This window comes from Maribacter sp. (assembly GCF_016744255.1).
Lineage (GTDB): Bacteria > Bacteroidota > Bacteroidia > Flavobacteriales > Flavobacteriaceae > Maribacter_B.
This window is the reverse complement of sequence record NZ_JADGES010000001.1, coordinates 24,606-39,034: the sequence shown is the minus strand read 5'-3', so window position 1 is coordinate 39,034 and position 14,429 is coordinate 24,606. Positions and strand designations below refer to the sequence as shown.

The 14,429-nt window shown below is 32.8% G+C and carries 14 protein-coding genes; 4 read left to right on the top strand and 10 right to left on the bottom strand.

The window, feature by feature from the left end; genetic code table 11:
• The first annotated feature begins 5 nt into the window (after positions 1 to 5).
• On the top strand, positions 6 to 713 hold the full coding sequence (locus QZZ51_RS00175; RefSeq protein WP_291864189.1) for a response regulator transcription factor: 708 nt from the start codon (positions 6 to 8) through the stop codon (positions 711 to 713).
• Positions 714 to 872: 159 nt separating this feature from the next.
• Here QZZ51_RS00175 and miaA read toward each other — a convergent pair whose 3' ends face one another.
• From miaA to QZZ51_RS00145, 6 genes are read right to left on the bottom strand one after another with little or no spacing between them, the layout of a single operon-like run.
• Positions 873 to 1,793 carry a tRNA (adenosine(37)-N6)-dimethylallyltransferase MiaA gene (gene miaA, locus QZZ51_RS00170; protein WP_291864185.1) on the bottom strand — a complete coding sequence of 307 codons (921 nt, stop codon included), beginning with the start codon at positions 1,791 to 1,793 and terminating at the stop codon, positions 873 to 875.
• Positions 1,793 to 2,629 (bottom strand): ion transporter, encoded by an 837-nt coding sequence (locus QZZ51_RS00165; RefSeq protein ID WP_291864437.1) that lies wholly within the window; start codon positions 2,627 to 2,629, stop codon positions 1,793 to 1,795. The genes miaA and QZZ51_RS00165 overlap by 1 nt, the downstream gene beginning before the upstream one ends.
• Positions 2,630 to 3,997: an exonuclease domain-containing protein gene (locus QZZ51_RS00160; RefSeq protein WP_291864183.1), complete on the bottom strand. Its 1,368-nt coding sequence runs from the start codon at positions 3,995 to 3,997 to the stop codon at positions 2,630 to 2,632. It lies immediately after the preceding gene.
• Between the two features lie 39 nt (positions 3,998 to 4,036).
• Complete coding sequence (locus tag QZZ51_RS00155; RefSeq protein ID WP_291864180.1) at positions 4,037 to 4,696, bottom strand: YggS family pyridoxal phosphate-dependent enzyme; 660 nt, start codon at positions 4,694 to 4,696, stop codon at positions 4,037 to 4,039.
• Between the two features lie 19 nt (positions 4,697 to 4,715).
• Positions 4,716 to 5,603 carry a 3-hydroxybutyryl-CoA dehydrogenase gene (locus QZZ51_RS00150; protein WP_291864177.1) on the bottom strand — a complete coding sequence of 296 codons (888 nt, stop codon included), beginning with the start codon at positions 5,601 to 5,603 and terminating at the stop codon, positions 4,716 to 4,718.
• Between the two features lies 1 nt (position 5,604).
• Positions 5,605 to 6,573 carry a Gfo/Idh/MocA family oxidoreductase gene (locus tag QZZ51_RS00145; protein ID WP_291864176.1) on the bottom strand — a complete coding sequence of 323 codons (969 nt, stop codon included), beginning with the start codon at positions 6,571 to 6,573 and terminating at the stop codon, positions 5,605 to 5,607.
• Positions 6,574 to 6,757: 184 nt separating this feature from the next.
• Here QZZ51_RS00145 and QZZ51_RS00140 point away from each other — a divergent pair, with 184 nt between their 5' ends.
• Complete coding sequence (locus QZZ51_RS00140) at positions 6,758 to 7,399, top strand: protein-L-isoaspartate(D-aspartate) O-methyltransferase (RefSeq protein ID WP_291864172.1); 642 nt, start codon at positions 6,758 to 6,760, stop codon at positions 7,397 to 7,399.
• Here QZZ51_RS00140 and smpB read toward each other — a convergent pair.
• On the bottom strand, positions 7,396 to 7,857 hold the full coding sequence (gene smpB, locus QZZ51_RS00135) for an SsrA-binding protein SmpB (protein WP_291864169.1): 462 nt from the start codon (positions 7,855 to 7,857) through the stop codon (positions 7,396 to 7,398). The two genes, QZZ51_RS00140 and smpB, sit on opposite strands and share 4 nt — an antisense overlap.
• 111 nt (positions 7,858 to 7,968) lie before the next feature.
• On the opposite strand from smpB, the gene QZZ51_RS00130 reads away from it, so the two are divergent.
• Positions 7,969 to 8,721, top strand: a complete 753-nt coding sequence (locus QZZ51_RS00130) for a DUF6503 family protein (protein ID WP_291864167.1) — start codon at positions 7,969 to 7,971, stop codon at positions 8,719 to 8,721.
• On the opposite strand, the gene QZZ51_RS00125 is transcribed toward QZZ51_RS00130, so the two are convergent.
• Positions 8,699 to 9,247, bottom strand: coding sequence for a phosphoglycerate mutase family protein (locus QZZ51_RS00125; protein ID WP_291864164.1), 549 nt, complete (start codon positions 9,245 to 9,247; stop codon positions 8,699 to 8,701). The genes QZZ51_RS00130 and QZZ51_RS00125 overlap by 23 nt on opposite strands.
• A 94-nt stretch (positions 9,248 to 9,341) precedes the next feature.
• On the opposite strand from QZZ51_RS00125, the gene QZZ51_RS00120 reads away from it, so the two are divergent.
• Complete coding sequence (locus QZZ51_RS00120; RefSeq protein ID WP_291864161.1) at positions 9,342 to 11,006, top strand: PorP/SprF family type IX secretion system membrane protein; 1,665 nt, start codon at positions 9,342 to 9,344, stop codon at positions 11,004 to 11,006.
• Positions 11,007 to 11,036: 30 nt separating this feature from the next.
• Here QZZ51_RS00120 and QZZ51_RS00115 read toward each other — a convergent pair whose 3' ends face one another.
• Both QZZ51_RS00115 and clpB read right to left on the bottom strand, forming a co-directional pair.
• Positions 11,037 to 11,633 carry a TetR/AcrR family transcriptional regulator gene (locus QZZ51_RS00115; protein WP_291864158.1) on the bottom strand — a complete coding sequence of 199 codons (597 nt, stop codon included), beginning with the start codon at positions 11,631 to 11,633 and terminating at the stop codon, positions 11,037 to 11,039.
• Between the two features lie 120 nt (positions 11,634 to 11,753).
• Complete coding sequence (gene clpB, locus QZZ51_RS00110) at positions 11,754 to 14,354, bottom strand: ATP-dependent chaperone ClpB (protein WP_291864155.1); 2,601 nt, start codon at positions 14,352 to 14,354, stop codon at positions 11,754 to 11,756.
• Positions 14,355 to 14,429: the final 75 nt, after the last annotated feature.

Genomic DNA, 14,429 nt, shown 5'->3' with positions numbered 1-14,429 from the left:
ATACTATGGAAACAGTAAATAAGAAAATACTATTAGTAGAAGATGACCCAAATTTTGGTATCGTATTAAAGGATTATTTGTCAATGAATAATTTTGATGTAGTCCTTGCTAAAAATGGTATGGAAGGATTTGAAAAATTTAAAAAAGATAATTATGATATCTGTATTTTAGATGTTATGATGCCTTATAAAGACGGGTTTACTTTGGCTAAAGAGATAAGAGAAAAGAACGAAAATGTTCCGATTGTATTTCTTACTGCTAAAACCATGAAAGAAGATGTTTTAAAAGGGTATAAGGCAGGGGCTGATGATTATTTAAACAAACCTTTCGATTCTGAGGTGCTTCTTATGAAGCTTAAAGCAATACTTCAGAGAAAAGCATCTAATACACTTGCAGATAGTAGAAAATTTGAATTTACGATCGGCGGGTTTCATTTAAATTCTAAACTAAGATTTTTAAAATACGGAGAAGAAGAGCCTATAAAATTATCTCCTAAAGAGAATGAGCTATTGCGTCTTTTGGCTTTGCATGAAAATGATTTAATGCCTAGGGAATTAGCATTGACTAAGATTTGGAGAGATGATAATTATTTTACTTCTCGTAGTATGGATGTGTATATAGCTAAATTACGTAAGTATTTAAAACGTGATGAAACTGTAGAGATTCTAAACATTCATGGAGAAGGATTCCGTTTGGTGATAAAAACAGAGTAGTTATTCTCTATAGGTATTTATAAACAAAAAGCACGCTTAAAAATATAGGCGTGCTTTTGTTTGTAGGTGTTTTTTTAAATGATTTTTGTAGGTAGAAAGTGTATAGGTTTTATGTTGATTTATCGCAGCTTAAAATCCCAGACAAAGAAAATAGAAGTTTTAGGTGTCTTGTATTTCATTCAATTTATAATCAATAATGGGGAATATGTTTTCTGGTATATAATCGTATTCTACCCAGATAGTATCCGCATTTTTTTTAAACCAAGTTTGCTGTCTTTTAGCAAACCGGCGTGTGTTTTTCTTAATTTCGGAAACAGCGAAATCTAAAGTCCATTCCTTATTTAAATACATAAATAGTTCTCTATAGCCAACGGTTTGGAGTGCATTTAGGTCTTTCTGTTCTTTTAAGGATTTTACTTCCTCTAGAAGACCTCCTTCCATCATAACATCTACCCGTCTATTAATTCTGTCGTAAATAATTTTTCTATCAGCGGTAAGACCAACGGTAATTACTTTAAAAGGTCGGTTATCTTTTTTATCGGTTATAAAAGAGGAGTAAGGGTGTCCTGAGCCAATACAAACCTCTAAAGCTCTTATTATTCTATGTGGATTTTCTATATCTACTTTGGAGTAATATTCAGGGTCTAACTCTTTAAGTTGATCTTGTAAGCTTTTCATTCCTTTGGTTTCTAGAATGGTATTTAGATTCTCTCTAATGCTAGGGTTTATTTTAGGGAATTTGTCTAATCCTTTGGTTGCTGCATCAACATATAAACCGCTACCACCAACTAATACTACTATAGGGTTTTCTTTATGTAAATGGCTTATACAGTCTAAAGCTTCTTTTTCAAAATCGCCAACAGAATAGGAATCTCTAATACTCTTATTTTGTATAAAATGGTGTTTGGCCGCTTTAAGTTCCTCTTTTTCTGGTACCGCCGTACCAATGTACATTTCTTTAAAAAATTGCCTAGAGTCAGCAGAAATTATTTCTGCATTATAATGTTTTGCAATATGTATGGCTAATTTCGTTTTTCCGATAGCAGTGGGCCCAACAACAGAGATTACTTTTTTTTTCATTATAGTTTACTTCCGCAATTAAAACAGTGAGTAGCATCATCCCTATGTCCTTCTGATGAGCAACTTAGGCAAGATTGCGTGTTTAAGTGTACTTTTTTATCTTCTATTTTACCTTGCTTTGTAAATTCAGAAGTAACAATGCCTGTAGGAACTGCAATTATACCGTAACCTAATATCATAACGATAGTTGCAATAAGTTGTCCTAATGGTGTTTGGGGTGCAATATCTCCGTATCCTACCGTTGTAAGCGTAACAATAGCCCAGTAGATACTCCTAGGAATACTGGTGAAGCCAGCAGCATCATCCTCAACAAGATACATTATAGTACCCATAATTACAGAAAGTATTAAGACAGCATAAATAAAAACCGCAATTTTGGTTCTACTGGCTTTTAATGCACGTGTTAATTGAGAGGCTTCTCCTAAAAACTGGACGAGTTTTAAAATTCGGAAAACACGTAATAAACGTAGAGCTCTGACAGCTAATAATACCTGAGACCCTATAAAAAAATAAGAAAGGTAAAGAGGAATTGTAGAAATGAAATCTATGATTCCATAAAAGCTAAAAATATATTTAAATGGTTTTTTAATGCTTATAATTCTAGCAATGTATTCTATAGAGAAGAAAATAGTAATAATCCATTCCCATGTGAGTAAAACTTTGTGGTAGTTAGCATCTATATCTTTTACACTCTCTAGCATAACAAGAATAACACTTACTATTATAAGAATAAAAAGAATAATATCGAACCATTTCCCTACAGGAGTGTCTGCTTCATAAATAATTTCATGAAGTTTATCTTTCCATTTGGATGTAGTTTTTTGTTTACTCAAAATTTATGTATTCAGGTCAATTATTTTTACAACTCTTTTCTTTCTTAAATAGGATTCTATAATATGAATTGCATTTTTACCGCTTTTCATAGGTGTAATAATAGATTCTAATATAGCAATATTATTTATTTGATGGTTTAAATCGTAATAGCCAAGACCAATAAACGTACCTTCTTTAATTAAAATAGCGCTGTATTCGCCAATTTCACGGCCCTTATCTACTATAATAACGCTTTTGTTGGCTAAGCTATATTTTTCAATAACTTGGGCAACTCTCTTGTTATATTCTTCTACTGTTTCTTTCTGAACACAAGCTCCTTTGCATTTTTCTTCATTAAACTTAGAACAGTTTGTTTTAGCTTCAGAAAGACCGTTTAACTTATCGCATAAACAAAACTCTTCATTGATTTTGTAAATAAAATTTTTAGCACCATGAATACTATTAAAAGTGGTGATGTTTTCTCTGTTACCATTAATATGACTAGCGTTGAGGGTTATGTAGCCTTCTTTGGTGTACCCTTTATATAAGGCATGAGAATATAGTTTTGGTTTTACTTTGTTATTGTAGCGTGGCTTGTTTTTTAAGAGCTCTTCATGTTCTTTTAATAGAGAAATTAATTCGCTGCCCGTTTTTTCAAAAGTCACCTTTTTTGTTTCTTTTTGTAGTTTTCTAGCGCGATCCCCTCTCTTAATAAAATGGTCGTTCACTCTTTTCTTAATATTCTTAGTGTGCCCTAAGAAAAGTATATCTCCATCCTTATTATGCATGTAATACACTCCTGTTTCAGAGGGGAGTTCTTGTATAATATCTAATTGGTTCTCCGATAGTTCTCCGTGTGTTTCTTTGCGTATTACGCTTTTAATGATAGATTTATCGGTGTCCTTGGTAAGTAAGAGTTTAAATAATTTAATGGTAGCTAAGGCGTCTCCGTTTGCTCTATGCCTATCACTCACAGCTATGCCTAAAGAGCGTACTAATTTACCAAGGCTATAGGATTCGGCATCGGGTAATAGTGTTTTAGAAAGATCTACTGTACAAAGCGTTTTTCGTTCAAAATTATACCCTAGTCTTTTAAATTCTGTGCGAAGAATTCTATAATCGAATTGTGCGTTGTGAGCAACAATAACAGTGTCTTCTGTGATTTCTACAATACGTTTAGCTACTTCATGAAACTTGGGAGCTGTGCGTAGCATTTTATTATTTATACCGGTAAGTTTCACTACAAAGGGTTGAATATCTTTTTCTGGATTTACTAGGCTAATAAATGTATCAACTACTTGGTGTCCATCAAATTTATGAATTGCAATTTCTGTAATGCCTTCTTCATTGTATTTTCCTCCGGTAGTTTCTATATCTAGTATTGTGTACATTTATTAGTGTTCTTTGGGTGCTAAGACCCAAATATTTAGTTAAGCGTAATTTCTATTACCAAAGATACTACTTCCGATGCGCACCATGGTGCTACCTTCTGCAATTGCTAGAGGATAATCCCCGCTCATTCCCATAGATAAAACGTTTATATTAGGAAGTATTTTTTTGGCTTGGGTAAAAGTATTTTTTAAAGTTTTAAACTCTTCTTTAACTTGATTTTTGTTATCTGTGAAGGAGGCCATGCCCATTACCCCTTTAATTTTAATATTTTCAAGAGCTTTAAAAGCTGGATCGTTAAGGAGTTCTATTAATTCTTTTTCGTCTAAACCAAACTTGGTGTCTTCTTGTGCTATATGTATTTGTAGAAGACAAGAAATGATTCTGTTGTGTTTTACAGCTTGTTTGTTTATTTCGGTTAATAGTTTTAAGCTATCTACCCCATGAATTAAAGAAATAAATTCTGCCATATACTTTACCTTATTACGCTGTACATGACCAATCATATGCCATTCGATGTCTTTGGGGAGAGCCTCCCATTTTTGTGCCATTTCCTGAATTTTATTTTCACCAAAAATACGTTGCCCAGCATTATAGGCTTCTTGTAAATCAGGTATTGGTTTGGTCTTAGAAACGGCAACCAAGGTTACTCCTTTGGGGAGTGATTCTTTTATTTTTAGCAAATTTTCCTTTACAGACATGTAGTATCAGTACTATTTTTTAAACAAACTGTTTAGCAATTTTTTCGGCCTTTTTGGTTTCTGAGTAATCATAGAAACCTTCGCCAGATTTAACGCCTAATTTACCAGCCATAACCATATTAACTAATAATGGACAAGGTGCATATTTGGGGTTTTTAAACCCATCGTAAAGAACATTAAGAATAGATAAGCAAACATCTAAACCAATAAAATCTGCTAATTGTAATGGTCCCATTGGGTGTGCCATTCCTAATTTCATAACCGTATCAATTTCGTTTACTCCAGCTACACCATTATAGAGTGTTTCAATAGCTTCATTTAGCATGGGCATTAAAATACGATTGGCAACAAAACCAGGATAATCGTTTACTTCTGTAGGTGTTTTTCCTAATTGAAGAGACAAATCCATTATCGCCTTTGTGGTTTCATCCGAAGTGTTATATCCTCTAATTATTTCCACCAATTTCATAATTGGTACTGGGTTCATAAAATGCATCCCAATTACTTTATCCGCTCTATTGGTAGCTGCAGCTATTTGTGTTATAGAAATAGAAGAAGTGTTTGTTGCTAAAATGGTATTGCTTTGGCATACTTCATCTAATTCTTTGAATATTTTTAATTTTAAATCTTTACGTTCTGTTGCAGCTTCTACAACTAATGCTGCATTTTGCACACCATCTGGTATAGCGGTGAATGTAGATATGTTAGCTAATGTATCCGACTTAATTTTCTCAGTGATTTTTTCCTTTGCAATAAGACGGTCTAAGTTTTTAACAATAGTAGCTAAGCCTTTTTCTAAAGAGGCTTCAGAAATATCTATGAGATTTACTTTAAAACCGTTTTGAGCAAAAACATGAGTAATTCCATTTCCCATGGTGCCCGCGCCTATAACTGCTATATTCTTCATCTTATTTGTCTTTAAAAGATTGTATAATTGCTAAAGCTACTTTTAAAGCTTCTGTGCCATCTTGTAGCGTAACTATTGGAGTGGTATTTGTATTAATGGCATCCGCAAAAGTTTCTAATTCATCTAAAATGGCATTATTAACTTCTATCTCTGGGTTTTCAAAATAAATTTGCTTTTTTTCTCCTTCCGCATTTTGTAAAATCATATCAAAATCGCCTGCTTTTTCTGGAGCATCTTTCATTTTTACAACTTCTACTTTTTTCTCTAAAAAATCTACAGAAATATAAGCGTCTTGTTGAAAGAAGCGAGATTTACGCATATTCTTTAAAGATATTCTACTTGCTGTTAAGTTAGCAACACAACCGTTTTCGAACTCTAAACGAGCATTTGCAATATCAGGAGATTTACTAATTACAGAAACGCCACTTGCATTGATTTTTTTAACTTTAGATTTAACAACACTAAGTATAGCATCAATGTCATGAATCATTAAATCTAAAACAACAGGAACATCTGTGCCTCTGGGGTTAAATTCTGCTAATCGATGTGTTTCTATAAACATTGGGGACTCTATACTGTTTTTTACAGCAGAAAAAGCAGGATTAAAACGCTCTACATGCCCCACTTGCCCTTTAACATTATATTGATTAGCTAAAGAAATTAATTCTTCAGCCTCTTCTAGTGTATTTGTTATAGGTTTTTCTATAAATACATGTTTTCCGTTTTCAATGGCTTTTTTTGCGCAATCGAAATGAGAAAGGGTAGGGGTTACAATGTCTATTACATCTACAGCGTTAATAAGAGTATTGATATTGTCATAATAAGTGTACCCAAATTCATCGGCAACTTTTTTGCCATTTATAGCATCTGGATCATAAAATCCTATTAACGTATATTTTTCGGATTCGTTTAGTAGGCGGAGGTGTATTTTTCCTAAATGACCAGCTCCTAATACTCCAACTTTCAGCATGAATTTTGTTTTTTCAAAAATAAGCATACTTTAGAAGTTTATTGCGTTGGTGGATTAAAAGTTTATTGTTATTATAGGTAGAAAAGTATTAATGATATGGTCTATTAAAATTATATAAGAAATAACATTTACCGTTTACATTTCTAATTAACTTTCCTAACTTTGGAAAACCAAAACCAACCGATTGAAAGATACTCTTAAGCATAGTGGAATGCGTAATAAATTAGCAGAAGTGCTAATAGAAAAAGGCATAGTAGATAATGATGTTTTAAATGCAATACGTAAAATACCCAGGCATTTATTTATAGATAGTAGTTTTGAGGGGCATGCTTATCAAGACAAAGCTTTTCCTATAGCAGCATCCCAAACTATTTCTCAACCATATACTGTAGCTTTTCAGACGGAACTTTTACAAGTGTCTGCAAATCAAAAAATATTAGAGATAGGTACCGGTAGTGGTTACCAGACAGCTGTTTTACTTGCGCTACATGCTAAAGTGTATTCTATTGAGAGGCAATTAGAACTTTTTAAAAAGACCAGTATCTTTTTTAAGAAAATGGGGTATAGACCTAAAAAAATGATTTTTGGTGATGGTTATAAGGGAATGCCGGAAGAAGCTCCTTTCGATGGTATAGTTGTTACGGCGGGCGCACCAGAGGTTCCTAAACCATTATTAGCTCAGCTGAAAATAGGTGGGCGTTTGGTTATTCCTGTTGGTATAGATGACCAAATAATGACTTTGTTTGTTCGGAAGTCAGAGAAAGAATTTCAGAAGACAGAATTAGGTTCTTTTCGTTTTGTTCCTTTGTTAGAGAATAAAAATTAAGATTTAAAATTTTTCTTAACGCGGTCTAAATCTCTTTTGTTGTCGCGGTCTTTCATTGTTTCTCTTTTGTCATAAAGTTTTTTACCTTTTGCTAAGGCAATATTCATTTTGGCAAATCCTTTTTCGTTTATAAAGAGATTAAGTGGTACAATGGTAAGGCCAGAGTTTTTTACTTCACGGTCTAGTTTCTTTAGTTCCCTTTTATTTAAAAGAAGTTTACGAGCAGCCTTTGGCTTGTGGTTGTAATGAGAGCCATGAGAATATTCATCAACCTGCATATTAATCACAAAAAGCTCTCCTCTTTCATTAAATTCACAAAAACTTTCGGTTATGGAAGCTCTTCCGAAACGAATAGATTTTATTTCTGTTCCAGACAAAACAATACCTGCGGTATATTTGTCTAAAATCTCGTATTCAAAACGAGCCTTTTTATTTTTAATGTTGATGTTAGTTTGCATAGTAAAGCAAAAATAAGCACAATAATTTTATAACTCTTTTTAATAATTTAGAAAATTAGAATAAGAATTGTAATTAAAAAGTTTATTTGCGAACAGATAATAAAATTATTTATGAAAATAGTATTTATATTCTTAATCACTATTCTTTTTTTATCCTGTAAAATAAACGAAAAAAAAGTACCTACTGCGCAATTTGTAGTAAATAAAAGTATGGAAGCAAGTGGAGGGTATCTGCATAAGAAAAATAAAACATCCTTTATTTTTAGGGATAAAAAATATGTTTCAAAACCTCAAAAAAAGGGTTTTGAGTTAAGTAGAAGTTATAAGCAAGATTCCCTGTATATAGAAGATGTTAAATATGGAAAAGGAGTAAAGCGTTTTGTAGATGGTACTTTTGTAAAATTACACGATACCTTATCTGTAGCCTATGCTAATTCAATAAATTCGGTACATTATTTTTCAAAACTTCCTTTTGGTCTAAATGATGCGGCTGTACATAAAACGATGTTAGGTAAAGTTACCATAGAAGGGCGAGAGTATTATAAAATACAAGTGACTTTTAGTGAGAAGGATGGAGGGGATGATTTTGAAGATGTGTATATATATTGGATAAACACAGAAACCTATTTGCCAGATTTTTTAGCGTATTCTTTTGCTGTAAATGGAGGAGGAAGCAGATTTAGGGTTGCTTTTAATGAAAGATATATAAACGGAATTCGTTTTGTAGATTATAAAAATTATAAACCTAAGAATACCGAATATCCGGTTCAAGACTTAGATCTTCTTTATACTAAAAAGGAATTAGAATTATTGTCTACAATAGAGTTAAAGAAAATTACAGTTACTCCGGACAGTTACAATTAATATGTAAACGCTGCGAAGTTGCTTTTCCGTTGACTACTTGTACAATAAAAAGACTTCCATTATCATAATCGTCCATTTGGTTATATTTCTCTTCACCTAGCATTTGGTTTACAAATTCAGGAGTAGAATTGCTATGTCCAACGATTAAAGTATTTTGATTTATGTGGTCTTTTTTAAATTGTTCTATATTAATATCCTCGAAGTTATAATATTGTACATCTATATTTTTTTTAACAGATGTTGGAGCAGCTGTCATGGAGGCTCTGGAATAATCTGTGGAATATATTGCATCTAAATCTATATCTACAAATATTTCAGCCCAATGCATAGCTCTTCCTAAGCCTTTTTGAATGAGTTCTGGGTCACTATTTTGAGAATTACTCCTATCTTTTTCAGCATGTCTGATAAAATAGTATGTAGAAACTTCTGGTACTACTGCTGTTTCTTGTGTTTCTATAGCTTTGTCTTTACAAGAAGATAAACCTATAATAAATAAAATAAGGAATATGATTTTAAGTGCTTTCATAATTAGGTAGTCTGTAACGTAAAAATTAACTATTAATCTAACTAAAAATACTAGAAAATAGTATATTTCACGGCTATTTTTTGTTTTTTTGTATATGCTTAAAAATAATATAGTTGTTCTAGTGTTCTTAATGTTCCTAGCAACAAATGCACAAAATATAGACCTGCCTGGTGATATAAGGCAACATAACATAACTAATTTTAATACTAGTTTGTTAAACCCTGCATATTCTTTAGAAGCGAATACTTCGCAATCTATAGGTTTATGGACGCGTTGGCAGTGGCAAACTATTGATGCAGATCCAACTTCTGTTTTTTTAAACTATAATAGAAAGATAGGGGAAGCAACTTCTGTTGGGGTTGGGTTTTTACAAAATAATACAGGAATATTTATTAATACCGGAGGTATAATTAATTATGCACATACTATTAAATTAGGTTCAGGTGTACTTTTGGGCATAGGGGTTAATGTAATGGGGTATACTCAAGAATTAGCAGATACCCGTTTCCAAACGGATCCTCAAATTCAATTACCGCAACTAGCAAGTAGTAATAATTTTATAGTTCAAGTTGCTCCAGGGTTAAATTTACAGATAGATAGATTTAGTGTAGGGGTTGTAGCGGAAAATTTATTCGATTATAATTTTACCAATAAAGAGAGGTCTTCAGTATCTGGAGAACGTGTTTTTCTGGGTTTGGCATCTTATGAGTTTCCTGTATCTTTCTTTAATTTTGATGAGAATGCTTTTTTAAGACCTGCAGTTTATTATAAAACAGTCCCTAATCAAGATTCTCAAATAGGTATTACTACCTTATTAGATACTAATAAATTTTGGGCACAAGCTGGTTATAATAACTTCTATGGTTTTTCTGGTGGTGTCGGAGGAAATTTTTTTAAACGTTTGTCTGTTGGGGTATTGACGGAGTTTGGTTCTAGTTCTGATTTAAAAGGAGTAGATCCTACTTTTGAATTGGTAACCACTTATAACTTTGGAAAACAAAGAGCAAGAAAAGAAAAGACTAAAGAAGAAGAGAATACGGAGAAAGAAGAAAAGTTAGGTAGACAATTGTCTAAATCAGAGGCTTTAGCTGTGAAAAAATCGGAAAAAGAAAAGGCCAAAATAGAGAAACAAAAGGTAAGGTTTCAGAGAGATTCTTTGTTGAGTGTTAAAAAAGAGGAAGCTAGCCTTGCTGTAAATAGAAATGAAGTTCGCAAAAGAATTAAAGACTCTGTTAGAGCAGCTAAACGTGAGCAAAAGTTATTAGAGGATAGAAATATTCTTAATGAAACTAAAATTGCAAGCGAAGAAAGGGTTCAATTAAGAAAAAAGGATTCTGTTGATAGAGTTAAGTTAGAAGAGGCTTTGGCTTTTTCTAGAAGGTTACGAGAGAAAAGAATGAAAGATTCTTTAGCTAAAAAAGAGTTGGCTCTTGAGGCACCTAATAAAACGAGTATTACAGAAGTGGTAATTGTTCAAAAGGGGGAGAAGTATGAAGAGGTAGCAAAAGAAGGAAATTTAGAGCCCGGATATTATCTAATAGCTAATGTTTTTGGAACTAAAAAGTATCTAGAACTTTTCATGAAAGACATGAAAAAGAAAGGTTTAACTCCTGCTTATTTTTATAGAAGTCAGAATAGATTTAATTATGTGTACTTAGGTAAATACAATACTATTAATGAGGCTAGAACCGCTAGAGATGGTAAGTTAAAAGGGAAGTACACTTCAAAAACTTGGATATTTAGAGTAACAGGGGAGTAAAATAAAACAGAAAAAGAAATTAAGAAAATATTATTTCTTAATTTCTTTTTTTACTAATACTTCAAGATATGCAACAGTGTTGTGTAGATATTTTCTGTCTTTGGTAATAGTAGACATTGTTATAGCACCCTGAATCATGGTGAACATTTGTTTAGCAAATTGTAAAGGAGTAACTGGCAGATGAATTTCTTGATTATTTACTCCATTTTCTAGAACTAAAGCTATTTTGCCTTCAATTTCTTTTATAGCTTCTTTAGCCGCAGCTGCTAAAAGTCTATTATTGTTTTGCGCGTCAACACCAACATTTACAATAGGACAACCACCCATTTCTAAAGTAAAAATGTCATAACGTTGGTAAAATTTAGTTAGATTAAAAATTTTGTCTAGTGCCTTACCTTCAACATTAAGTTCCTCATCAATAGCCTTAAAAAGTAATTTGCTATTATATTCAAAAGCAGCAAGAGCTAAGGCTTCTTTGTTTTCAAAATTCCCATAAAGGGCGCCTTTGGTTAAGCCAGTTGCTTCCGTTAAGTCGCTCATACTTGTACCTATATAACCATGCTTGTTAAAAACAGGAGCTACGGTTTCTATAATAAAGGCTGTGGTTTTTTTTGCTTTACCAGACATTTTAACGGTGTATTTTATACGAATATAAAAAATCTATATACTGTATGGTATAAATTTATATAAAAAAATCGATATCGGTATAAATTTATACCGATATCGATTACATAACTATTCTTTTGCTTAGGAAGCAAATTCGTTCTGGTTTCTAAAAACAAGAGCGTCGTTAAAAGAATCAATGAGTACTACACTTTCTGCTTTTATAGTACCTTTAAGTAATTCTCTGGATAAATTGTTTAACACTTCTCTTTGTATTACTCTTTTTATAGGTCTAGCTCCGTATTGTGGGTCATAACCTTTTTCTGCTAAAAAGTTTATAGCTTCAGGTGTAGCATCAATTGTGATGTTTTGTTTAGTAAGCATCTTTTTCAATTGTTCTACCTGTAGTTTTACAATGAGTTTAATATCATCCTTACTTAGAGGAGTAAACATTACGATGTCATCTATTCTATTTAAAAATTCAGGTCTAATTGTTTTTCGAAGCAAACCTAAAACTTCAACTCTAGCAGCTTCTGATGCGCTAAAAATATCATTGGTATTCTCAAATTTTTCTTGAATAATATGACTCCCCATATTACTTGTCATTATAATAATGGAATTTTTAAAATCTGCAACCCTTCCTTTATTGTCTGTTAGTCTTCCTTCATCTAAAACTTGTAACAGTATGTTAAAAGTGTCTGGATGCGCTTTTTCTATTTCATCTAATAAAATAACAGAGTAGGGGCGTCTTCTGACAGCTTCTGTCAATTGTCCGCCTTCTTCGTAACCTACGTATCCTGGAGGAGCTCCTACTAATCTACTTACGGCGTGGCGTTCTTGGTATTCACTCATATCTATCCTAGTCATTGCGTTTTCATCATCGAATAGATAAGCGGCTAATGTTTTAGCTAGTTCCGTTTTACCAACACCTGTAGTTCCTAAAAATAAGAAAGAGCCAATAGGTTTTTTTATATCATGTAAACCAGCCCTACTTCGTCTTATAGCGTCTGATACTGCTGCAATGGCTTCATCCTGTCCAACAACACGTTTGTGCAATACATCTTCTAACTGTAATAGTTTTTCTTTTTCACTTTGCAGCATTTTAGTAACAGGAATACCAGTCCATTTGGCAACAACATCGGCAATATCTTCATTTGTTACCTCTTCTTTTATTAATGTGCCTGCATCTTGTTGCTCTTTAAGTTCTACCTGTAATTTTTCTAAGTTTTCTTGCGCGTCTTTAATTTTACCGTACCTCAGTTCTGCTACTTTTCCGTAGTCTCCGTTTCTTTCTGCTCTTTCTGCTTCTAATTTAAAGTTTTCAATATCTTGTTTTGTTTTTTGAATATTGTCTATTACCGTTTTTTCACTTTCCCATTTAGCAAATATCTCAATACGATCTTCTTTAATATTAGCAAGCTCTATATTCAGAGATTTTACTTTTTGTGTATCTTTTTCGCGTTTAATGGCTTCGATTTCAATCTCTAGCTGCATAATTTTACGGTCTAGAGCATCTAGTTCTTCAGGTTTGGAGTTAATCTCCATTCTAAGTTTAGAAGCAGCCTCATCCATTAAATCAATGGCTTTGTCTGGTAAAAAGCGATTTGTAATATAACGTTGAGATAGTTCTACAGCAGCAATTACAGCATCATCTTTAATACGTACTTTATGGTGTGCTTCGTATTTTTCTTTTATACCCCTTAAGATAGATATAGCGCTTTCTGTATCTGGTTCATCTACAATCACCTTTTGAAATCTACGTTCTAATGCCTTGTCTTTTTCAAAGTATTTTTGATATTCATCTAGTGTTGTTGCGCCTATAGCTCTTAATTCTCCTCTGGCTAATGCAGGTTTTAAAATATTAGCTGCATCCATAGCACCTTGGCCACCACCAGCACCAACTAGAGTGTGAATTTCGTCGATAAAAAGAACAATGTTTCCATCCGATTCGGTAACCTCTTTGATTACAGCTTTTAGCCTTTCCTCAAATTCTCCTTTATATTTAGCGCCAGCAATAAGTGCTCCCATATCTAGAGAATATATAATTTTATCCTTCAGGTTTTCAGGTACATCTCCTATAACAATTCTATGTGCAAGTCCTTCTGCAATTGCTGTTTTACCAACGCCTGGCTCACCCACCAACATAGGATTGTTTTTTGTTCTTCTTGTTAGTATTTGCAATATTCTTCTTATCTCTTCGTCGCGTCCAATAACGGGGTCTAATTTTCCGCTATCGGCAAGTTTATTAAGATTTTTAGCATACTTATCTAAAGAGTTATACGTTTCCTCAGCACTTTGCGAGGTTACATTTCCTCCTTTTCTTAATTCGTCTATCGCAGCTTCTAAATCTTTAAGGGTAACTCCTTGGTCTTTTAAAACCGTAGAAATTTTGCTTTTAGATTTAAAAATAGCAAGTAGTAAATGCTCGATAGAAACAAACTCATCTTTCATTTTCTTTGCCAAGATGTTGGCCTCTGTTAAAGTTTTTCCCGCTTCAGGAGAAACCATAATTTGACCACCAGTAACTTTTGGAAAGCTTTCTAATTCTTTGTCTAGAATTTGAGAAATCATTTTAAAGTTAACCTGAAGCTTTTTTAATAGAAACGGGAGTACATTTTCATCTACTTCTGAAATTCCTTTAAAAAGATGTTCATTTTCTATTTGTTGATGCCCCATAGACTGGGCAAGGGTTTGGGCTTGTTGTACCGCTTCCTGCGATTTTATTGTAAAATTATTAAAGTTCATATCTCTTATAATTTAATGTTATTTCTTAGTTTTGATATGTTAATGTCAACAACCTTACCAATTGAAAAGGGCAGA

Coding starts and splice junctions, on each gene's coding strand:
- QZZ51_RS00175 (WP_291864189.1), top strand. CDS start 6: ATGGAAACAGTAAATAAGAAAATACTATTAGTAGAAGATGACCCAAAT.
- miaA (WP_291864185.1), bottom strand. CDS start 1,793: ATGAAAAAAAAAGTAATCTCTGTTGTTGGGCCCACTGCTATCGGAAAA.
- QZZ51_RS00160 (WP_291864183.1), bottom strand. CDS start 3,997: ATGTACACAATACTAGATATAGAAACTACCGGAGGAAAATACAATGAA.
- QZZ51_RS00155 (WP_291864180.1), bottom strand. CDS start 4,696: ATGTCTGTAAAGGAAAATTTGCTAAAAATAAAAGAATCACTCCCCAAA.
- QZZ51_RS00150 (WP_291864177.1), bottom strand. CDS start 5,603: ATGAAGAATATAGCAGTTATAGGCGCGGGCACCATGGGAAATGGAATT.
- QZZ51_RS00145 (WP_291864176.1), bottom strand. CDS start 6,573: ATGCTGAAAGTTGGAGTATTAGGAGCTGGTCATTTAGGAAAAATACAC.
- smpB (WP_291864169.1), bottom strand. CDS start 7,857: ATGCAAACTAACATCAACATTAAAAATAAAAAGGCTCGTTTTGAATAC.
- QZZ51_RS00130 (WP_291864167.1), top strand. CDS start 7,969: ATGAAAATAGTATTTATATTCTTAATCACTATTCTTTTTTTATCCTGT.
- QZZ51_RS00125 (WP_291864164.1), bottom strand. CDS start 9,247: ATGAAAGCACTTAAAATCATATTCCTTATTTTATTTATTATAGGTTTA.
- QZZ51_RS00120 (WP_291864161.1), top strand. CDS start 9,342: ATGCTTAAAAATAATATAGTTGTTCTAGTGTTCTTAATGTTCCTAGCA.
- QZZ51_RS00115 (WP_291864158.1), bottom strand. CDS start 11,633: ATGTCTGGTAAAGCAAAAAAAACCACAGCCTTTATTATAGAAACCGTA.
- clpB (WP_291864155.1), bottom strand. CDS start 14,354: ATGAACTTTAATAATTTTACAATAAAATCGCAGGAAGCGGTACAACAA.